This is a genomic window from Pseudoalteromonas luteoviolacea CPMOR-1 (assembly GCF_001625685.1).
GTDB classification, from domain to species: Bacteria; Pseudomonadota; Gammaproteobacteria; order Enterobacterales; family Alteromonadaceae; genus Pseudoalteromonas; species Pseudoalteromonas luteoviolacea_K.
Genome location: NZ_AUYC01000020.1, coordinates 43298 through 63750, shown reverse-complemented (window position 1 = coordinate 63750; position 20453 = coordinate 43298). Strand labels below are relative to the sequence as shown.

Here is a 20453-nt window from a genome sequence, read left to right as displayed (position 1 = left end):
ACTTTAAGCGTACGCGGTAATATTTTAGGAGAGTTAAAATTCAATATATTGATAGGAACTAAGAAAAAGCGCGCTTTACACGCGCTTTTGCAAAAAAAAAGTTTAAGGGCACCAAAAAACACTAAGTTTTAAATTTGGTAGTCCTAATACAGCTCTCAACGGTATATCCAATTCAGAACCGGCTTGTTTTGCTTCTTCGTAAACAGCACGTTTTGCATCGCCACTAATAAGCAAAATTGCATGTTGCGTATTCGCTATACCAGCTAAAGTTAAACTGATACGTTCGGTAATACTGCCTGTGACTTCGCTTTCTATAGCGTTAATTGCACATACCAATTGATCTGTTTCAAGAGCTGACTCTAAGCCTTCTGCATTGGGAAACAAAGAAGCGGTATGCCCGTCGGGGCCCATACCTAAAATAGTTACATCAAATGGCTGTTTCAATGCTTGATAGCGTTCTTCCACCTCAGTTTGGCCATCAACGGCTGTAGTTTGGCTATTTTTCATTGTCACAAATGACGCATTTGAAGCCTTATCTTGCAGTAATGTCGAGTTAATGAATGCTTCATTAGACTTTTCATGGCTCGGTTCAACCCAGCGTTCATCCACCATCGCTACCGTAATTTTGCTCCAATCTAAATCCAAACCAGATAAGCGCTTATAAGCTGGGGCGGGAGATGAACCGCCAGACACCAGAATACTTGCAGCGGCATCAGTTTCGATGGCTTGGCTTAATGTATGTTCTAAGATCGAAGCCAAGTGCTCGGTCATTTCATCTTTAGAATCGAAAAACTTTTCCGTTAATAATGCCATTAGTTATTCTCTCCAACATTAAACCAGGCATGGCCTTTTTCTTCTAATAATTCATCCGCTGATTCTGGGCCCCAAGATCCTGCTCTGTATAAAGCCGGCGCGCCTTTTTCTTGCCACCTTGCGATAATAGGGTCAATCCATTTCCAAGCTTGCCTTACTTCGTCACGGTGGATGAATAGTGAAGGATTATTTGCAGCAGCATCTAACATCAGACGCTTGTACGCATCTGAATGGAATCCATTTGAATACTTTTCACTCAACTCAATATTTAATGTGACAGGTTCTAGTTGCATCTCTAAGTTATCGAGTCTTTTCGACATCAACGTAAGCTGGATGCTCTCTTCTGGCTGAAGCCTAATGATCAAGCGGTTAGGCAAAATTGGACCGACAGTATCATCATACACATTGTGAGAGACCGGCTTATACTCAACTACGATTTCCGCACAACGCTGCTTCATACGTTTACCGGTTCTTAAATAGAAAGGTACGCCAGACCAGCGCCAGTTATCAATATGTGCTCGAATAGCAACAAACGTCTCGGTTGTGCTTGACCCCTCCCCTAGCTCCTCTAAATAACCAGGAACTAAAGTACCATTCAAATCACCAGGAACATATTGCCCTCTAACAACGTTTTTATCGACAAGCTCATCTGTCAGCGGTCTCAGCGCTTCTAACACCTTTAACTTTTCATTTCGAATTCGATTGGCATTCAGTTTGTGAGGAGATTCCATTGCAACTAAGCAAAGCAGCTGAAGCAAATGGTTCTGAACCATATCCCTTAAAGCACCCGCTTTGTCATAAAAGCCAGCTCGGCTCTCTAAACCAACGGTCTCTGAAATACTGATCTGAATGTTATCAATCGTTTTTGCATCCCATAGATTTTCAAATAACACATTAGAAAATCTCAATGCCATTAAGTTTTGGACCGTCTCTTTACCTAGGTAATGATCAATACGGAATATTTGATCTTCTTCAAAATACTCAGCTATTTTCGAATTAATTTCCTCAGCAGACTCTCCGCAGTAACCGATAGGCTTTTCAACAACAACGCGTGAATTTTCACTGATTAGAGACTTTTTAGATAACAGTTCACAGCAGGTGCCATAAACGGCAGGAGGAAGAGAAAGGTAAAAAACGCGAGATTTATTATTGTCGTCTTGTTCTAAAATGTCTCGAAGTAGGTCCCAATTATCATCAGCCTCTGTGACATTTACTACAACTGGCACTAAAAATTGGGAAAAAGCATTCCAGTCTGCTTGATTGTATTCGCCTTTACCTAAATGTTCTTGAAGCGCCTTGCCTGCATTTTCAACGTATTCATTTTTTTTACTTTCTTCTCGAACAGTCGGTAGGATTCGACTACCTTCGGGCAGGTTGCCTTCTTGATATGCACGATACATAGCAGGCAACAATTTTCTCAACGCTAAATCGCCGCCCCCACCAAAAATTACGATATCAAAAGGATTAAGCATAATTATTTCTCACTAGGTTAGGTGCGCGGTCATTACTCAATGGAGAACACGCGCTAAAATCAAAACCGTTTGGTGTTTTAGGTAAACATGCCAAACACAACTTCACTTATAGGTTTGAATTCGTTCTCAGACCACATGATCACTTTGGTTGTAGAAGGAAATACCAAGCAATGCATTATATTTTTATTTAAACAGTCTCAAAAATGAGTCTTAGGGGCTCTGTAATTCCTCTCACAAAAATACAGGCCCTAAGTACTCCAGCGCTACCCGTTCAAAGGTATTCTTTACTATCGCAACTTGAAGCTACGATTTACTTATTTCTTTTTTGCTTATAGTAAGCGATTAAGCCAGATGTAGAACTGTCATGCTCATGACTAACATCTGCCTGCGTTAACTCTGACTCTATGTTGCTCGCCAAGCCTTTACCAAGCTCCACACCCCATTGATCGAATGAGCAGACATTCAAAATAATACCCTGACAGAAAATTTTGTGCTCATACAATGCAATCAACCTGCCCACAGCTTTGGCGTCAACTTTGTCTAAGATAATTGACGTTGTTGGGCGGTTACCTTGGTGGATTTTATGTGCAACCAATTGCTCAATTTCACTTGCAGATTTGCCTTTTGCAGTTAGGTCAGCACGAACTTGTTCTTCATTTACGCCTGCCATTAATGCTTCTGTTTGCGCAAAGAAGTTAGATAACAATACATCATGATGCTGTCCAAGCTCTATTTGAGGTTCTACAGACGCGATGAAATCAGCGGGCACAATCACATTGCCTTGGTGTAAGCACTGATAAAAAGCATGTTGACCATTGATTCCTGTCATACCCCAAATAATTGGCACAGTTGTATAAGGTACAGTTTGTCCTGCAAATGTTACATGTTTACCATTACTTTCCATTTCACCTTGTTGAAGATATGCAGGTAACATATGAAGCGCTTGATCGTACGGCAAAATAGCTTGAGAAGTATGCCCCAAAAAGCTAGAGTTCCAGACACTTAATAGTGCCATAAGTAAAGGTATATTATCTTCAAACTCAGCCGTTTTAAAATGCGTATCAACTTCAAAAGCACCTTCAAGCACTTCAACAAAAGCATCGTAGCCTAGATATAACGCGATTGGCAGGCCTATCGCACTCCAAAGAGAAAAGCGACCGCCTACCCAATCCCACATAGTAAACACGTTTTCATCGGCGATACCAAACGCACGCGTTTTCTCAAGGTTTGTACTCACTGCCACAAAATGCTTTGCAATGGCACTTTCATTCTCTGCGCTTTGTAAAAACCAGCTGACCGCCGATTGCGCATTATTCATTGTTTCGGATGTCGTGAAAGTCTTCGAGGAGATAACAAATAATGTAGTCTCTGCATTGACCTTGTCTAAAACCTGAGCCAGTTGCACCCCATCGACGTTTGAGACATAGTGCACGTTTAAACTGCCGTCACTATAAGCACTCAATGCCTCCGTAACCATTTGCGGACCTAAGTTTGAGCCACCTACACCAATAGCCACAATATCTTTTACAGCTTGCCCCGTGAAACCAGTCCACTCACCATTACGAACACGCTCAGTAAAAGCTTTAATTTTTTCAAGCTCAGCTTCTACCTGCGCTGTTACATTTACCCCATCTACATAGATTGGGGACATTTCACGGTTTCTCAGTGCCACATGTAAGACAGCTCTGTCTTCTGTGATATTTATTTTCTCTCCAGAAAACATTTTCTCACGCCACGCAGCAATGTCAGTTTCTTTAGCTAGTTTGACTAGCTGCTCAAATGTGTTGTCGTCGATTAACTGCTTTGAAAAATCAAACAATACGCCAGGTATTTGGCGAGAAAATTTATCGAAACGCCCGCTATCAGTCTCAAAAAGAGTCTTTAAATGCTGTTCTTTTAGTTGTTCTGATGATGCTGATAATGCTTGCCAACTTGGTAATGTTGTACGGCAATTCATAATTTTTCCCCTAGCGATGATAGTGTGCAAACTCATAAAATACACACATAAACATATTCGAGCGTTAACCATAAGTTAAAATGACAACGCTGTCAAACTGCATGTTCCTCATTTTACTTTGCATATAATAACTGATTTTTTAATTTTTGACACCGGTATCATTAAATAAATTAAAGTTATTCAGTTATTGTTAAAATGTTCGCGTGTTTAAATTTGATCATTTCATGAAAAGCTGAAATATACTATATTGCCCTTTAGCGCATACTTGCTCGTGCTTATTAGCACTAAAAGTCAGCAAATTGAGAGCCTGTGTTTACTAATGACTCAAATTTTGGCCAAAAATTAAGCCTATACCCTATAGAAGAAAAAAAATGAAAGTAACCATCAACGACGTCGCAAAGCATGCTGGCGTATCAATGAAAACTGTATCAAGGGTTATTAATAAAGAACCCTCTGTAAGAAAAAAAACTTACGATTTGGTGATGCAAGCTGTTAAAGAACTTGATTATCAGCCAAATACTGCCGCTCGTAACTTGGCGGGTACTTCTTCATTTGCAATAGGCTTGGTTTATGACAATCCAAATGCTTATTACGTCATAGATATGCAAAATGGTGTTTTATCTAGGTGCAAAGACGAAGGCTATGAACTTGTAATTCATCCATGTTGTGCACAAGATCCTGATATGCATAAAGAGATTGCCACCATGATACAACGATCTCGTTTAGCCGGGTTAGTATTAACACCTCCACTTTCTGAGCAACAAGACATCATTAATATGCTTGATGAATTAGGCGTTGCCTATGTTAGACTACTCTCTGGGCAAAATGAGGCTGCTTCAAATGATCCCGGCGATGCGCCAGAAATTAAAAACAACAACTGTATTTACGTTGATGACTATGCAGCAGCTTATGAAATCACTGTGCACCTTATTAATTTGGGTCATAAAACAATTGCATTCGCATGCGGAGATGCAGAACATAAATCAACAACAGAGCGTCTAGCAGGCTATCAACAAGCCCTCAAAGATCACGACCTTTCGATTAATAATGAGCTTATCTATGAAGGAACTTACTCTTTTGAGTCTGGAGTAAAAGGGGCTAAAGCTTTATTGAAAGACAACAATGCGGCCAAAATCACTGCCATATTAGGCGGAAACGATGAAATCGCGGCTGGCGCATTATTTGCCTCTAGACTGATGAATATCGCTATTCCAGAACAACTATCTATTTCTGGGTTTGAGGACTCTCCCTTCTCGAGACAAACATGGCCTAAATTGACCACTGCACATCAAGCAAATAGTGTTATTTCGGAGCATGCAGCAAGATTACTTTTCTCCAAAACGCGTGGTAGCAGAAAACAAGATAAAGATATCATCACAACTTTCACCCCAACGGTTGTGGTTCGTGAAAGCACAGGGCCGGCACCGGTTTAACATATTGAGACTGGTGCTTAAAGTCGCGCCAGTCCTTTACTTAAGTTAGCTACTTTTTTAACGCCCAAAGAGAGCAATATGTCGGCTGACTGCTTTGAGCGTTTGCCAGTTCTGCAAACAATGAGATACGTTGAATCACTTGATAATTTGCCGTCTATAAACGCATTGACCAACCGCCCTATCGGAATATTGATTACACGATTTTCTAGATCACAGCCCAGTTTCTCAGGTATTTCACTAAGAGATAAGAGATGTTCTCCTCGCTCTCTTACATCAAGTACTAAAGCATCGTGTGTATTCAACCAATTATTCGCAGCCTTTTGACTTGCTAGCTCATCATATTTAACTGAAGTGGTTTCACAGGCCGATTGATTGTTTAATGAAGAGTTTGAACAAAGTGAAGTGTATTTTGTTGTAAAGTCGGTCGCGTAAAAAAGACTATGTGAACTTATATTTAAATTGCAAAACGCATTGGTCAGACATACCTTTTTTTGAGTTTCTTCATTAAAGACGCTGAAACTCATAGACTTTTTTTCATCCACAGTATGAAATGTAACACTCCAATCATCACCACCAAAGTAACATCCGTTTTGCCCCAGTAGGTCTGGCACCAAAACATCAACAGATTGTCCAAAGATATCTCTTATATTGTTTATCAATTGCTCGCTTTGGTCTGTGTCTTCAATGATAAAGCATGTTATCTTTTTCAAACTTTCGTTTTCTAACATGCGCTTTATCTTAGGCAACAAAGCTTGGATCGGGTTAACAACAATGGCTTCTTGATTTTTGGAGACAAACAACCAGCATTGCTTATTTTGATAACATAGGTGTGTCAAACCACATATATTCGAAGATTGATCATTTACTATTGAAGGTTTGATTGCACGGATCGCGTTGCAGGCTTTTTCAATAAAGGCAGTGCTGTCCGCAGGTCCAAAAGACAAACGAATTGCATTTGAACAACACCAATCGCTCAGTCCCATAGCGTCTAAAACAAAGCTATTATGTGCACCAGAACTGCAAGCAGAGCCCCCGCTTACCCTGATCCCCGCAGCATCCATTAAATCAATCACTTCTTTACCCGTGAAATCATCCACAGAAAAATTAAGTGTCGTCGGTACCGAGTTTTCAAAATGACCATGAAAAGTTACTTTTGAAAACGTCTCACGTAATGCATCAACCAGCATAGTACGGTGCTGCCGGAGCTTATAAATCGAATTGAAGACTTCATTTTGGTTCACAAGTAAAGAAAATAGACTATGCAGGCCAGCAATACCTGGTAAATTCTCTGTGCCAGATCGCATCCCAGACTCTTGGCCACCACCCGCGACAAATGGAGTATAAGGCTTTCCAGGCCTAATATACAAAAAGCCAATTCCCTTAGGAGCATACAACTTGTGACCTGAAAATGGTGCATAATCAATGGAAATCGTATCCATGCTTATCTCCATTTTCCCCAATGCTTGTACACAATCCACGAGCCAAGCGATATCAGGGTTATGAGTACGAATCACTTTTTCTAGTCCATATAGATCTTGTATGACTCCGGTTTCATTGTTCACTGCCATCGTGCATATCATCACAGCACTGGATATATTACGTGCAATGAAATCATGATCTAACATGCCTCGCTGGTCTACAGGGATCTCTACTAGCCTTGCATTGAAACCTAATAGGCTATTCCAATGTTTAATCGTGTTTGGAACTGCTTTATGCTCCGTTGCCCCATACAATATAATAGGCTCATGCAGATCTCTTGGTGCATATCTCAAATAATGACTGATAACTGACACTATAGCCGTTTGGATCCCTTCGGTTGCACCAGACGTAAAAAGCAACTCACCACCATGGGCGCCTATCGCCTTTTTCCCAAGTTGTCGAGTTTCTTCTAGCAAATCTTTAGCTTTAATCCCAGCCAAGTGAGCACTGGATGGATTGCCAAAATTAACAGCCATGGTTTCCATAACTTTTTCTAAGATAGGGCTGATTACTGGCGTAGTCGCATTTGCGTCAAGATAAATCTGTTCAGGGCTTTTGGGGTTCACGTACACAACTTATAACTATATGAACTAAGTTATTCCATTTTACACATAAACACTCTTTCAGTTAAAGATAATTAATTTCTCAAATACAAAAAAAGGAGCATAATTGCTCCTTTTTATCGCATTACCCTGTACCCTGTGCGCTAAATTGGGTTTGCCTCGCGTTGGCTAGTAGACCAAGCATTCCCTAACGCTTTGACTAAAGATGCGAGCGGGATTGCAAAGAATACTCCCCAAAACCCCCACAAACCGCCAAAAAATAAAACGGCAACAATAATATAGACAGGGTTTAAATCGACAGCTTCTGAAAATAACAGGGGTACTAATAAGTTACCATCCAACGCTTGAATTATCCCATAGACAATGAGTATGGTCCAAAACTCTGGTGCTAACCCAAACTGAAACAACGCCACTGCTGCAACAGGGATTGTCACCAGTGCCGCTCCGATAAACGGAATTAACACAGACAAGCCAACTAACGTGCCAAGTAGTGCTGCATAACGTAAATCTAGTACAGCAAAGGCAATAAAACTTGTACCACCAACAATGACTATCTCAATGACTTTGCCACGAATATAGTTCATAATTTGATGATCCATTTCTTCCCATACTTGCGTGATAAGTTTTCTGTCTTTAGGTATAAGCTGCTTAATACCAGTTGTTAGATTCGTCTTATCTTTGAGCATGAAAAATACCAGCAATGGGACGAGTATCAAATAAATTAACCATGCAACTAAGTCTTTAATTGATGTTAACGACACCGAAACAATCACTTCTCCCAATGCCAACACTTTACTCTCAACACCCGTTACGATGTTCTGTACTTGTTGCACCGAAATCAAATTGGGATAGTCATCAGGCAAGTGAAGTAAATAATCACGACCTTTTTCTATCATGCTCGGGGCTTCTTGTACTAGGTTACTCGCCTGCGACCATAGCACGGGCACAATCACAAGAAGTAGTGCCAAAACTACGCCAACGAAACCTAACATTACTATGCTAGTGGCCATTAATCGACTGGGTATGGCCTTTTGTAAGCGTGTCACAGGCCAGTCAAGTAGATAAGCTATCACTAAGGCAACTAAAACTGGAATGACAAATGAGCCAAAAAAGTACAGCATGGTCGCCATAAAAACGAGCATCAGTAACAGTGTGACCGAATCAGGATCCGTAAATTTCTCTTGGTACCAGGATTTTATTAACTCAAACATCCGTGACGTGAACCTCAATATAGTTAAAAGTGCCTTCATTTAAAAAGGCATGGTGATACGAATGACCACACAAATAGCGCTTTACATCTGACATATCTTGCGCATCCGAATACACAAACCTTATCCTGCCAACACACAAGCTTTTAAGCTGCCATTTAAATTGTACAAATAACTGCGGACATTGATAGTCTCGCAAGTCAATCACCTTTGGTTCTTCATTTTCAGTTTTCAACAAACTCACAAGCCTCCCCTTGTTAATTTTAGGTTAGGTGTAGGTAATGATAAAACACATACAATACAATTTAAAAACAATAGAAACCAATTATATACCCCATTCGCGTTCGCAATATCCACAACCCCGTTTATAAAGTACCCGCCTAGCAAATAGCAAGCGAAAAATCATCTATTTTGACAGCAAAGCGGTGTCTTTCAGTAGCTTGAACATTGCCAATGGTTTATTCTTATAAGAACAATAAGTTTTACGGGAAACCACATGCCAAAAGCAAATAACAAGGCACGTTTGCCGGCAAACCCCACACTAAAAGAAATCAATTGGTACAAAAAACAAATCAATTGGGGTGAGCTCCCGCCGTTTTACCACCTAGTCGCGTCTTCGGTCAGTGAAAGCGAGGGTATTTTTCAGCACGGCTTCGATAATGCGATCAAAAGATTATTGGACAAGCGCAATTGGAATTTACAGCTTTTGGACGGATATGAAGATGATAATGGTATCGTGCATTGTGACAGTGCGCCAAAAGTCTCTCTCCATCAAGCTTTTACAGAGCGAGGTTATGAACTCTGGGCATTTCCAATTGCCCGTAATGTCAAAGTGGATACATACCTTAAAGATAATAAATATTTAGAATTTAATGTATGGGACCCCCACACTATGAAAACGCTGATTAGATTCAGCCAAATGCATAAGTTTATTCGTTTTTACTTTGAGCGAGGAGACATTGCAGACAAAGCGTTAATCCTGCATGCACACAAGGTTGTTCATCAAACCATTTCTCTTTTGAAAAGAGAATTGAACGTTATCAATGTCGACGGGGTCTCAATAAAGGATTTTTATTTATTATGTGAAAAAGACGCCCGAGCTTGTGAAGATGAAATAAATCTAGCTAAAATCATGCTCGGTGACGATTATAAGAAGGACTAGAATGCGATTAAAACAAGCACTTGCTGCGACTTTATGCGCCCTAACAATGAGTTATTCTACCGCAAGTATCGCCTCAGATTTTAAACTTCCTGACCTCGGTACGTCTGCTGTTCAAGTTTTACCTATTGAGAAAGAGCAAGCCATAGGTGAAGTGATGATGATGCAGATCCGCGCAAGCTCTCCACTTGTTCAAGATCCGGTGCTCAATGAGTACCTGTCATCACTAGGCAACAAGTTGGTAGCCAGTGCGAACGACGTTAGGTTTCCTTTTAAGTTTTTCTGGCTCAACAACAAAGCGATTAACGCATTTGCATTTTATGGTGGCCATGTTGGGGTGCACACAGGGCTAATTGCACAATCAGACAATGAAAGCCAACTCGCATCTGTACTTGGTCACGAGATTGCTCACGTCACACAACGGCACTTGGCCCGAAGGATCCAGCAAGCAAAAGACAATAGCGCATTGACTATTGCGGGCTTAATCACCGGCATTCTTGCCACAGTTGTCGCCCCTGATGCCGGTATGGCAATTCTTGCAGCGAATAGTACCCAAGCGACTTTGAGTCAACTTACTCACAGTAGAAAGGCTGAACAAGAAGCTGATAGATTTGGCATGCAAACTCTACAAAAAGCGGGTTACGACCCATATGCTGCAAGTGAATTTTTGACTAAACTGGCAGCCCAAGTTCGTTTTAAAAATAAGCCCCCTGCTTTCTTACTTACGCACCCTTTACCTGATTCTCGAGTGTCAGACGTCAGGCTCAGGGCACAACAGTACCCTAAAAAGTATGTCCCAAGCAGTGCAGACTTTAATTACGCAAAAAGCCGTGTCATGGCCCGCTACCAGTTGGACAAAAAAGATGCTCAGGCCTACTTTGAGAATATTTTAAGAACCAGCTCTGACCTTGATAAAAGCCAGTATGAATACGGTCTCGCTATTTCTTTACTCGACCAAAAGAAGTACGACCAAGCGGATAAAATCATCGAGAAATTACTTAAGCAAAACCCTAACAACTTGTTTTATTTAGACGTATTTACCGATATCAAATTAGGACAAAAGCAATACGACAAAGCGATTTCCCTTCTAGAGCAAAAGCATCAGCTTCGTCCGAACAATCAAGTTATCACATTAAATTTGGCTAATACCGCCATTAAGGCGAAAAAGTACGACAAAGCTGAGCAACTCCTGAAAGTTTTCTTGTTAGAAAAACCTAATCATGTACTTGCTAAGCAATTGCTCACTGAAGCATATGAACTCAGTGAGAATAAAGCGGCTTACCATGAATCAAGAGCGAGTTTACTGTCTCACTATGGTGCTTTTATGAAAGCAGCTGACGAAGTTCAAAAAGCGCTCAACTTCATCGAAAAAGAAGATGAAATCAAAAAACTGCGTCTAAAAGCGCTCCTGGCTAAGTATCGAAATATGCAAAAAGAACTTGCCAAATTGTAAATTTATCAATGGCCTATCAAATCATTAATAACTAAACATTAAGTTAATGCAAAAGATAGGCACACTTACTTTGATAAGTTACAATCAACAAAAGTATAAGTTACCGTTTATAAGGTTCATTATGTCAGTCACTATTTATCATAACCCTCGCTGCTCAAAATCAAGACAAACTCTTGCTTTATTGGAAGAAAATGCCGTTCAACCCGATATCGTAGAGTATCTGAAAAACCCCATTGATGCTGCGACCCTTGATACGCTAATTACTCAGCTTGGTTTTGAGTCAGCCCATCAATTAGTAAGAAACAAAGAAGCTGTCTATAAAGAATTGGGCCTGAGTAAAGACAGTGATGAGCAAACATTGAGAAAAGCAATGATTGAAAACCCAAAATTGATTGAACGCCCAATTGTCGTCAATGGTACTAAAGCAGCACTAGGCCGCCCACCTGAGTCGGTTTTAGACATCATTTAAGATTATGCCAACTATTTTAGTTTTATACCATTCAAGTCATGGCTCAGTAGAGTCAATGGCCAATGAAATAGCCGAAACACTCAATGCGCACGGTGCAACTGTGCGGTTACGCACCTTTGTTCAAAAACACGCACATGACATTGTTGTAAGCAAACAAGACCTCATTGAGTGCGATGGCTTAGCATTTGGCACACCAACGCGTTTTGGCATGATGGCAGCTCAAGCAAAATCATTTTGGGAAACAACCAGTGATATTTGGCTCAAAGGGCAATTAATTGATAAGCCGGCATGTGTTTTTTCCTCCTCTAGCAGTATGCACGGAGGTAATGAAGCCACGTTACTCAATTTGTCCCTTCCATTATTACATCATGGCATGATGCTGATGGGCGTGCCTTATGATGTCCCCGAACTCTTATCGACTGAAAGCGGTGGCACACCTTATGGCGCCAGTCATGTTGCTGGGATGGATAACAACTCACAATTAACCGACACTGAAACTAAAATTTGTCGAGCAGTAGCAACTCGACTTTATACAGTTGCAAAGAAACTATTATGAGTGAGACCCCAAAACAACCGAAAACGAAGAAATTCCATCGATTAGCGCTCTTTGGCTACTTTGGTTTATTAATCTTAATGCCCGTGTGGCTTTTTCTTCTCTCTCCAAGAGAAGGACACAGTATAGGCTTTATGTTTGCAGTCTATATTCTTCCTCTGCTGTTGCCACTCAAGGGTATAATTCAAGACAAACCATATACCTTTGCATGGGCCAATTTCATTGTCTTAATCTACTTTATACATGGCTTTACGCTGCTTTGGATAGCGACAGATGAGCTACTTTGGGTTAGCTTAGAATTGATTTTTGCCACATCTATGTTCATTGGTTGTACTTATTATGCAAAACATAGAGGGCAAGAATTGGGGTTAAAAATTCGCAAACTCAAACATGACTTAGCCGATGAAAAGGAAGCTCATCAAGACAGTATTAAATAATTAAGCGTGTTTAAGTCACCATAAAAGCCACGCCGTATCGTGGCTTTTTTAATGTTAGAAGTTAAGCTCGACCCCCCGTGATCTTATTTGCTCTTCCCTCTTCTTTTGCCTTGTCAGCTCTTCGTCGCCTTGCTTCTTTAGGATCAGCAATCAATGGGCGATAGACCTCTATACGGTCACCCTCTTTAACAACTTGATGTAATTTTACTGTCCGATTCCAAATCCCTAAACTCAAATTTGTGGGATCAATCTCTGGACATTGCTCTAAGATCCCCGACTGCATCACAACATGTTCAGCAGATGTACCTTCAGCAACATCAACCGTTAAACATGTCGCTTTGTCTGGCAGAGCAAATACAACTTCAACCTTAATCATTTACCTAACCCCATATACCGATTTAGCGCGCTTGGTAAATGCCGTAACCATATTTTTTGCAACTTCGTTAAACACTTTACCAAAAGCAAGCTCAATGAGTTTACTAGCAAACTCGAACTCTAATTTTAAGTGTACTTTACAAGCCTGTTCATCCAGTTCAACAAACTCCCAATAGCCTTGTAATGATTTGAATGGACCATCAACGAGCTGCATTTTAACTCGATTGCCTTCAAATTGATTTTTAGTAGTAAACCACTTGGTCAAACCTGCTTTGGAAATTTCTAAACTAGCAGTCATTTCTTCCGTTGAACTACTCAACACCTTTGCACCAGAACAGTTCGGTAAAAAATCTGGGTAAGCATTTACATCATTGACCAAATCAAACATTTCTTGTGTGCTGTACATCACCAATGCACTTTTTTCTACTTGTGGCATACGATCTCCAAACTTGACTGTCCCAATTTTACCAAGCTTTTAAAGATTTATCTTGTTTGCAGCGCCACTGTGAGCGAAAATATGGCATAAAAATTAAATAACTCTGTTTTCCAATTCGATTTGTAGGTAGACTAAGCCATTATGGCAAAGAAAAAATCAAATAAATCAACAAGCAATACCATAGCGCTCAATAAAAAGGCGCGCCATGAGTATTTTTTACACGATAAGTTCGAAGCAGGTATGGAACTACAAGGTTGGGAAGTCAAAAGCATCCGAGCTGGTAAGGTTAATATCTCAGAAACTTATATCCATCTAAAAGACGGTGAAGCATTTTTACTTGGCAGTCAGATACAGCCTTTAAACAGTGCCTCAACTCACGTTATCTGTGATCCGCTTCGCTATCGCAAGTTACTGCTCAACAAACGAGAAATAGACAGGTTAATCGGTGCCACTGAGCGTGATGGCTTTTCTTTGGTTGCGACAGCAATGTACTGGAAGAAGTGCTGGGTCAAACTAGAGTTCCACCTTGCTAAAGGTAAAAAGATGCATGACAAGCGTGCTGATATTAAAGACAGAGATTGGTCTCGCGATAAAGAAAGACTTATGAAACACAAAGTTTAATGCTTTGAATATACAGCCTAATTATTTAGGCTGTATCAAGTCGGCAGTTTCATCTACATTAATACAAAATAGCACCAGTCTTCACATCCATAGTGAATATCGCTGTCGTTTCTGGAGCTTTAATCTTAGCTATATCTTTATCAACAAGCGTACTGCTTGGAACCTTAATTTTGCTACCCGTATCAGGGTTGACCACAATTAAAAAGCGCGATGCCTTCTTTGCAAACTCTTTTTCACCTTGGTTTTTAACAAAGTGGATGTCTCATGTCATACCGTCTTTGACACCCGCTGTTGCTGATACCCTAAAGTTATTAATTTCGTATTAAGAGTTACTTGCTAACAGCTCGTTATCTATGTCTTCGACCGTTTTGACAGACACTTTAATGAACTTTTTACTTTATTCATGGCAGTTATATCTTTGATATTATCTTATGCACCTGTCACTTTTTGCAGAATAGAAGCAGTTAGCCTTCGCTCTTTTATTTTAAATTTACACCCAACTGGCTATTCACTTCCTCGTCAGTAAAGTTTTTGAATGCTGTCTCTTTTATTTTATTAAACATAGTAAAATCCTTTTTATTAATAATCGTCAAATCAATCATCACGCTATCCGCTTCACCATCCAAGTCAGTGTCAGCGATTACGGCATCAATATCGCCGTCTACGTCAGCAACAACACCATCACTGATGCCATCTCCATTCACTTCGTAAATATATTTATTATGAAAGGCGAGATTAAGATAAGAGGAAAGAATTAAAAAACAAGTTATAACAAACAAAAAAAGCCCCGTAGGGCTTTTCATAATCGTCTAATTTAAAAATTAGCCTTTATACTTTTGAACAACCAATGTGGCGTTTGTGCCGCCGAAGCCAAAGCTGTTTGACATGACTGTGTTTAGTTCAACATCACGACGTTCTGTTACGATGTCTAAGCCTTTTGCTTCTTCATCCAGCTCATCAATGTTGATTGATGGCGTGATAAAGTTATTTTCAAGCATCAGTACTGAGTAAATAGCTTCGTGAACACCTGCTGCACCTAACGCGTGACCAGTCATTGCTTTAGTCGCACTGATTGCAGGTGAGTTATCGCCAAACAGTTCCTGAATTGCGCCCAGCTCTTTTACATCACCAACTGGTGTTGATGTGCCGTGCGTATTCAAATAATCAATGTCGCCCTCAACGGTTGCCATTGCTTGCTTCATACAACGAACTGCGCCTTCACCTGATGGCGCAACCATGTCGTAGCCATCTGAAGTCGCACCATAACCTACGATTTCACCATAAATATGTGCGCCACGAGCTAGAGCATGCTCAAGCTCTTCAATAACCATGATGCCGCCACCACCAGAAATAACAAAACCATCGCGATTTGCATCGTAAGTACGTGATGCTTTTTCTGGCTCTTCGTTATATTTGGTTGATAGTGCGCCCATCGCGTCGAATTCCATTGCAAGTGTCCAGTGAAGCTCTTCACCACCACCTGCAAAGATAACATCTTGCTTGCCAAGTTGGATTTGCTCAACTGCATGACCAACACAGTGTGCAGAAGTCGCACATGCTGAGCTGATTGAATAGTTCACACCTTTAATTTTGAAAGGTGTAGCAAGACACGCTGATGTTGTGCTTGCCATAGTACGCGGTACCATGTAAGGACCAACACGCTTCACGCCACGCTCACGTAAAATATCTGCGGCTTCTACTTGGTACTTTGAAGAACCACCACCAGAACCAACTACAAGGCCAGTACGTTCATTCGAAACTTGATCTTCTGATAAGCCTGAGTCTTCGATAGCTTGTGCCATCGCAATATATGAGTATGCTGCAGCATCACCCATAAAGCGGTGTGCTTTACGGTCTACTAACGCTTTTACGTCAATATCAATTTTACCTGACACATTACTGCGTAGATTCATGTCAGCAAATTCTTGGTTAAAAGCAATACCACTTTTACCCGCTTTCAAAGATTCTAATACTTCTTGCTTGTTGTTACCGATGCTTGAAACAACACCGATCCCCGTAATTACGGCTCTTCTCATGGGTAATTCCCTTAGAACTTAAAAAATTTAGGTGTATTCTACGCATAAAATACTGATCAAGTGGTCAGCTTTCCAGCGTACACACGTACTCTGAACTGATATTTGTAAAATTGCAACGGACTAATGCAAATAAAACCAGTAAAATACCTGTAATTTATGAGCATTATACCAACGTATTCCTATGATAAGTAACGCACAGATTCACTTTAATGATTCAGGCACGCCTGTAGCTGATAATTTTGACGATGTTTATTTCTCTAATGATGACGGCCTAGCCGAATCAAATTATGTGTTTTTCGAACAAAATGAGTTACCTGCACGATTTTCAAGCCACCCAAGAAAACACTTTGTCATTGCAGAAACTGGATTTGGTACAGGTCTAAATTTTCTAAATACTTGGTCGCAATTTAAACACTCTGAAAACTTAGCCATTGAACGACTTTATTTTATGTCATTCGAAAAGTATCCGATTAAGTTAAGTGATTTAAAACAAGCGCTCAAAGCATGGCCTGGGCTCAGTGAACTTTCTGAGCAACTATGCCAGCAATACCCTTTAGCACTTCAAGGCTGCCATAGATTAGAGTTTGATCAGGGGCGAGTTATTTTGGATTTGTGGTTTGGTGATGTACAAGACTCGATGCCGCAGATTGCATACCAAAGTAAAGGCGTGGTAGATGCCTGGTACCTAGATGGATTTGCTCCGAGTAAAAATCCAGATATGTGGCAGCAAACACTGTTTGATAGCATGGCGCACCTAAGTCAAGAGAATGCGACTTTCGCCACCTTCACAGCTGCGGGGTTTGTTAGAAGAGGCTTACAAGACGCTGGGTTTGAGTGTAAAAAAGTCAAAGGCTATGGCCGTAAACGTGAAATGGTTGTTGGCAAATTAAAAACAGTTACTGAACAGGCAACAACCCCTTTATATTATCAGCAACAAAAAGCTGAATTATCTAATGTTGCAATTATTGGTGGTGGTATCGCCAGCAGTTGCCTGCAATACCATTTGGCCAAGCGAGGTGTACAGAGTAGCTTATTTTGCGAGGACGATATGCTCGCACAAGGTGCATCCCACAATCTTCAAGGGGCGGTGTATCCCAACTTACAAAGTGAATATGGGATCCCATCAGAGTTTTATGCGCACAGCTTTTTGTACGCAAGGCGATTTTATGACCATCTTAGTCATTTAGGTTTTCAATTTTCCCATCAGTGGTGCGGCGTTTTACTTCAAAGCATTAATGACAACAAACAAATACAGCACAATAAAGTAGCGAGTAGTGAAATCTACCCAAAACAACTCATCAAAGCAGTAGACCAAGTTGAAGCGCAGTCTATTTCAAATATAGATACACCCTATGGTGGCCTGTTTATCGAGTTAGGCGGTTGGGTAAGCCCTCCTGAGCTAACCCAGGCTGTGTTTGATGCCGCTCAAACCGAGCAATCCAGTGATTGTCATTTTAACACACAGATAAAAGCCTTAAACAAACATGACGATGGCTGGTATTTAGACGCTGGCGAACAAACATTCGGGCCCTTTTCTGATGTATTTATTTGTGCAGGAGAGCATACCGATAGGTTTGAGCAAACCCAAGAGGTTGGGATCCACGGTGTACGAGGGCAAGTTTCTCATATTCGCGAAGGTGAAGCATCCTCCAAACTCTCGACTGTGCTTTGCCACAAAGGCTACTTTACCCCCAGTCAAAACGGTTTACATTGTATGGGGGCAACCTTTGAGAAACACAGCAAATCCAGAGCCGTTACCGTGCAAGATGACATTACTAATCGCCAGCAGCTTACAGGGTTTTATCAAGGTACTGACTTTGATAACAGTTTAGGGCAAGTGGAAAGTGCTAAAGCAGCGGTCAGATGTTGCTTTAACGATCACACCCCGATGATTGGGCAAGTACAAGATAAAGGCGACCTACTTCACGCATTTGATAATATCAAAAGAGGTAAGTTTTATGATTTTAAAGAACCGAACTTGCCTCATAAAGGCCTGCATATTGTGACGGGATTTGGCGCCAGAGGGCTCTGTACAGCACCGCTTGTTACAGAGCATTTAGTGGCAAGCCTATTTCAAGAACCTTTGCCATTTAGTGAGCGAGTGCATGAAGCGCTGCACCCAGCTCGTTTGATCATCAGAGACATGATCCGCAACAAAATATAAACCATCGATGGTGTAAGTTTCCAAGCCCTTTTTAGGGCTTGGAAATCTGAATTATCACTCGACGGTTAGCTTCACGTCCAATTGGCGTTGTATTAATGGCAACGTGACGCTTCTCACCAAATCCATCTGTCATAATTTTGTCAGCAGGCACACCTTTACTCGCCATATACTCTTTTATAGCCATCGCACGTTTCTTCGATAAATTTAAATTAACGTTTTTACCGCCATAACTGTCTGAATAGGCAGAGATATAAATAGAATCAATGTCAGGGTCATTATTTAGGTACTCCCCGATCATATCTAAGCGTTTTCGAGACGACTTGGTCAACTCACTTGAATTCTTACGATAGTTCATCACCACAAATGCAATATCTTCGAAACTGTATGGCAGCAGGTTATCTCGGCACTGTAAAAAGTCCCAATAAGATTTTTTAAAATTAACAGAGGATAAAGACACCGCAATTTGGTCGTGTTTATTATTCCAGTCTTGATAGTAAAAAGTAGGTTGATATCCTTTTTCAAGCTCTGTAAGCATTTCCCACGCCACGGGATTGGACAGCTCTCCGTCAAACTTTTTAAGCAAAGCCATCTTCCCCATTGAGCGAGCTGGGAGCCCCGCTCGCCAACTTGGCGGAACAGATTCTAGCCCAGCAAAGTCATAATCTTCAGGTCGAATAACCATATCGAGATTAAAGGTGAGATCTTTATTTTTACTCGCCGTCGCGCTAAAAACCGCTTCACCGTAGTACGGTACATCATGGGAAAGTGTGCAAGATAACCGTGTAGTTCTGTCCACCATCCACTTAGAGTTATCAACCGAGGCACTATATTGCCGCATCGCACTGTGTGCACTTGTCGCAAACACACATGTGATAACAGTCGCTAAGATATTGAAATGTAAGCTCACTTTGCTTCTCCAAGCCATTGCACAACTAAACAGGCTAATCTGTCAGTGCCTAAATCATATTTCAAAATACTAAGAAGCAATAAACATACCGCATTTCGAGACAATAAATCGACAGAAACTAAAAATATCTGCTTGTTCACCGGATCCTAATTAGCATCTTGCCTTATGATCAGTATAATAGGCGGCTAATTTTAGAAATCCAAGTTTATCATGGCAGAACAAGAGCAAACCCTATTCGCAAAACGCTTCAGAGGCTTTTTCCCCGTAGTAATTGATGTTGAAACAGCAGGCTTCAATAAAGAAACTGATGCCCTTTTAGAAATTGCCGTCAGTCTATTAAAAATGGACGACCAAGGTGAGCTCAGCATTGAAAAGACAATTCATTTCCATGTTGCACCATTTGAAGGCGCTAACATTGAACAATCTGCCATCGAGTTTAACGGCATAGATCCTTTTTCTGAACTGCGTGGAGCAGTAGAAGAAAGTGAAGCAATTAAAGAGATCTGTAAGGCAGTTAGAAAAGCGCAAAAAGATGCAGGATGTCAGCGTTCTGTCATCGTTGCCCACAATGCGGCCTTTGACCATGGTTTTTTAAATGCCGCCATTGAGCGTAATAATATAAAACGTACGCCGTTCCATCCATTCGTGAGTTTTGATACCACGTCATTATCGGGGCTTGCTTTAGGTCAGACTGTGCTTGCGAAGGCATGCCGCGCAGCTGGCATTGAGTTTGATAACGCGCAGGCACATTCCGCGCTGTACGATACCGAGCGCACTGCTGAGCTATTTTGCTATATTGTTAACAAGTGGCAAGCCCTTGGCGGATGGCCACTTCCTCAGTGCGAAGAACAAGAGAACACTGAAAAAGACTAAATTCAGGGTTGCATCAGGCATTAAAAAAGCAGCCTTAGCTGCTTT

20 protein-coding genes are annotated in these 20453 nt (G+C 40.9%); 9 read left to right on the top strand and 11 right to left on the bottom strand.

Annotated elements, in window-relative coordinates:
* Nucleotides 1-102: 102 nt before the first annotated feature.
* The 3 genes from pgl to pgi form a co-directional block, all read right to left on the bottom strand.
* Entirely contained in the window at nucleotides 103-813 is a 711-nt protein-coding gene (pgl, locus tag N473_RS07440) for a 6-phosphogluconolactonase (RefSeq protein WP_063367367.1), read from the bottom strand.
* Entirely contained in the window at nucleotides 813-2285 is a 1473-nt protein-coding gene (gene zwf, locus N473_RS07435) for a glucose-6-phosphate dehydrogenase (protein WP_063367366.1), read from the bottom strand. The genes pgl and zwf overlap by 1 nt, the downstream gene beginning before the upstream one ends.
* 310 nt (nucleotides 2286-2595) lie before the next feature.
* Nucleotides 2596-4242, bottom strand: a complete 1647-nt coding sequence (pgi, locus tag N473_RS07430; RefSeq protein WP_063367365.1) for a glucose-6-phosphate isomerase — start codon at nucleotides 4240-4242, stop codon at nucleotides 2596-2598.
* A 371-nt stretch (nucleotides 4243-4613) separates the two neighbouring features.
* Here pgi and N473_RS07425 point away from each other — a divergent pair, with 371 nt between their 5' ends.
* Entirely contained in the window at nucleotides 4614-5675 is a 1062-nt protein-coding gene (locus tag N473_RS07425; protein ID WP_063367364.1) for a LacI family DNA-binding transcriptional regulator, read from the top strand.
* A gap of 17 nt (nucleotides 5676-5692) precedes the next feature.
* Here the strand turns inward: N473_RS07425 and N473_RS07420 are convergent, their stop codons facing one another.
* From N473_RS07420 to N473_RS07410, 3 genes are all read right to left on the bottom strand, one after another.
* Entirely contained in the window at nucleotides 5693-7720 is a 2028-nt protein-coding gene (locus tag N473_RS07420; RefSeq protein WP_063367363.1) for an aminotransferase class V-fold PLP-dependent enzyme, read from the bottom strand.
* 140 nt (nucleotides 7721-7860) lie between these two features.
* On the bottom strand, nucleotides 7861-8928 hold the full coding sequence (locus N473_RS07415) for an AI-2E family transporter (protein ID WP_063367362.1): 1068 nt from the start codon (nucleotides 8926-8928) through the stop codon (nucleotides 7861-7863).
* Entirely contained in the window at nucleotides 8921-9169 is a 249-nt protein-coding gene (locus tag N473_RS07410) for a hypothetical protein (RefSeq protein ID WP_063367361.1), read from the bottom strand. Before N473_RS07410 ends, N473_RS07415 begins: the two co-directional genes overlap by 8 nt.
* 252 nt (nucleotides 9170-9421) lie before the next feature.
* Here N473_RS07410 and N473_RS07405 point away from each other — a divergent pair, with 252 nt between their 5' ends.
* The 5 genes from N473_RS07405 to N473_RS07385 all read left to right on the top strand — a co-directional run bounded on the left by N473_RS07405 (nucleotide 9422) and on the right by N473_RS07385 (nucleotide 12996).
* Nucleotides 9422-10087, top strand: a complete 666-nt coding sequence (locus tag N473_RS07405) for a hypothetical protein (RefSeq protein ID WP_039609107.1) — start codon at nucleotides 9422-9424, stop codon at nucleotides 10085-10087.
* 1 nt (nucleotide 10088) lies between these two features.
* On the top strand, nucleotides 10089-11537 hold the full coding sequence (locus tag N473_RS07400; protein WP_063367360.1) for a M48 family metalloprotease: 1449 nt from the start codon (nucleotides 10089-10091) through the stop codon (nucleotides 11535-11537).
* A 121-nt stretch (nucleotides 11538-11658) separates the two neighbouring features.
* The gene (gene arsC, locus N473_RS07395) at nucleotides 11659-12006 is read left to right on the top strand and encodes an arsenate reductase (glutaredoxin) (RefSeq protein WP_063367359.1); all 348 of its coding nucleotides are present in this window, start codon (nucleotides 11659-11661) and stop codon (nucleotides 12004-12006) included.
* Nucleotide 12007: 1 nt separating this feature from the next.
* Entirely contained in the window at nucleotides 12008-12562 is a 555-nt protein-coding gene (gene wrbA, locus N473_RS07390) for an NAD(P)H:quinone oxidoreductase (RefSeq protein ID WP_155735553.1), read from the top strand.
* Entirely contained in the window at nucleotides 12559-12996 is a 438-nt protein-coding gene (locus tag N473_RS07385) for a DUF2069 domain-containing protein (protein ID WP_063367357.1), read from the top strand. Before wrbA ends, N473_RS07385 begins: the two co-directional genes overlap by 4 nt.
* 61 nt (nucleotides 12997-13057) lie before the next feature.
* Here the strand turns inward: N473_RS07385 and N473_RS07380 are convergent, their stop codons facing one another.
* Both N473_RS07380 and N473_RS07375 read right to left on the bottom strand, forming a co-directional pair.
* Nucleotides 13058-13372, bottom strand: coding sequence for an RnfH family protein (locus tag N473_RS07380; RefSeq protein ID WP_063367356.1), 315 nt, complete (start codon nucleotides 13370-13372; stop codon nucleotides 13058-13060).
* Entirely contained in the window at nucleotides 13373-13807 is a 435-nt protein-coding gene (locus tag N473_RS07375; protein WP_039609113.1) for a type II toxin-antitoxin system RatA family toxin, read from the bottom strand. It lies immediately after the preceding gene.
* Between the two features lie 141 nt (nucleotides 13808-13948).
* On the opposite strand from N473_RS07375, the gene smpB reads away from it, so the two are divergent.
* Entirely contained in the window at nucleotides 13949-14428 is a 480-nt protein-coding gene (gene smpB / locus N473_RS07370) for an SsrA-binding protein SmpB (protein ID WP_023401520.1), read from the top strand.
* A gap of 479 nt (nucleotides 14429-14907) precedes the next feature.
* Here the strand turns inward: smpB and N473_RS07365 are convergent, their stop codons facing one another.
* Complete coding sequence (locus tag N473_RS07365; protein WP_063367355.1) at nucleotides 14908-15231, bottom strand: hypothetical protein; 324 nt, start codon at nucleotides 15229-15231, stop codon at nucleotides 14908-14910.
* 18 nt (nucleotides 15232-15249) lie between these two features.
* Nucleotides 15250-16464, bottom strand: coding sequence for a beta-ketoacyl-ACP synthase I (gene fabB / locus N473_RS07360; RefSeq protein WP_063367354.1), 1215 nt, complete (start codon nucleotides 16462-16464; stop codon nucleotides 15250-15252).
* A 181-nt stretch (nucleotides 16465-16645) separates the two neighbouring features.
* On the opposite strand from fabB, the gene mnmC reads away from it, so the two are divergent.
* Entirely contained in the window at nucleotides 16646-18628 is a 1983-nt protein-coding gene (gene mnmC, locus N473_RS07355) for a bifunctional tRNA (5-methylaminomethyl-2-thiouridine)(34)-methyltransferase MnmD/FAD-dependent 5-carboxymethylaminomethyl-2-thiouridine(34) oxidoreductase MnmC (RefSeq protein ID WP_063367353.1), read from the top strand.
* Between the two features lie 31 nt (nucleotides 18629-18659).
* Here mnmC and N473_RS07350 read toward each other — a convergent pair whose 3' ends face one another.
* On the bottom strand, nucleotides 18660-19535 hold the full coding sequence (locus N473_RS07350) for a flagellar protein MotY (protein WP_063367352.1): 876 nt from the start codon (nucleotides 19533-19535) through the stop codon (nucleotides 18660-18662).
* A 210-nt stretch (nucleotides 19536-19745) separates the two neighbouring features.
* On the opposite strand from N473_RS07350, the gene rnt reads away from it, so the two are divergent.
* Entirely contained in the window at nucleotides 19746-20408 is a 663-nt protein-coding gene (rnt, locus tag N473_RS07345) for a ribonuclease T (RefSeq protein WP_063367351.1), read from the top strand.
* Nucleotides 20409-20453: the final 45 nt, after the last annotated feature.

What these genes read in the sequence shown, in the direction of transcription:
- N473_RS07385 (WP_063367357.1), top strand. Translation starts at nt 12,559, where the DNA reads ATGAGTGAGACCCCAAAACAACCGAAAACGAAGAAATTCCATCGATTA.
- N473_RS07425 (WP_063367364.1), top strand. Translation starts at nt 4,614, where the DNA reads ATGAAAGTAACCATCAACGACGTCGCAAAGCATGCTGGCGTATCAATG.
- N473_RS07365 (WP_063367355.1), bottom strand. Translation starts at nt 15,231, where the DNA reads ATGAAAAGCCCTACGGGGCTTTTTTTGTTTGTTATAACTTGTTTTTTA.
- N473_RS07400 (WP_063367360.1), top strand. Translation starts at nt 10,089, where the DNA reads ATGCGATTAAAACAAGCACTTGCTGCGACTTTATGCGCCCTAACAATG.
- rnt (WP_063367351.1), top strand. Translation starts at nt 19,746, where the DNA reads ATGGCAGAACAAGAGCAAACCCTATTCGCAAAACGCTTCAGAGGCTTT.
- smpB (WP_023401520.1), top strand. Translation starts at nt 13,949, where the DNA reads ATGGCAAAGAAAAAATCAAATAAATCAACAAGCAATACCATAGCGCTC.
- pgi (WP_063367365.1), bottom strand. Translation starts at nt 4,242, where the DNA reads ATGAATTGCCGTACAACATTACCAAGTTGGCAAGCATTATCAGCATCA.
- N473_RS07380 (WP_063367356.1), bottom strand. Translation starts at nt 13,372, where the DNA reads ATGATTAAGGTTGAAGTTGTATTTGCTCTGCCAGACAAAGCGACATGT.
- arsC (WP_063367359.1), top strand. Translation starts at nt 11,659, where the DNA reads ATGTCAGTCACTATTTATCATAACCCTCGCTGCTCAAAATCAAGACAA.
- zwf (WP_063367366.1), bottom strand. Translation starts at nt 2,285, where the DNA reads ATGCTTAATCCTTTTGATATCGTAATTTTTGGTGGGGGCGGCGATTTA.
- fabB (WP_063367354.1), bottom strand. Translation starts at nt 16,464, where the DNA reads ATGAGAAGAGCCGTAATTACGGGGATCGGTGTTGTTTCAAGCATCGGT.
- pgl (WP_063367367.1), bottom strand. Translation starts at nt 813, where the DNA reads ATGGCATTATTAACGGAAAAGTTTTTCGATTCTAAAGATGAAATGACC.
- mnmC (WP_063367353.1), top strand. Translation starts at nt 16,646, where the DNA reads ATGATAAGTAACGCACAGATTCACTTTAATGATTCAGGCACGCCTGTA.
- N473_RS07375 (WP_039609113.1), bottom strand. Translation starts at nt 13,807, where the DNA reads ATGCCACAAGTAGAAAAAAGTGCATTGGTGATGTACAGCACACAAGAA.
- N473_RS07405 (WP_039609107.1), top strand. Translation starts at nt 9,422, where the DNA reads ATGCCAAAAGCAAATAACAAGGCACGTTTGCCGGCAAACCCCACACTA.
- N473_RS07415 (WP_063367362.1), bottom strand. Translation starts at nt 8,928, where the DNA reads ATGTTTGAGTTAATAAAATCCTGGTACCAAGAGAAATTTACGGATCCT.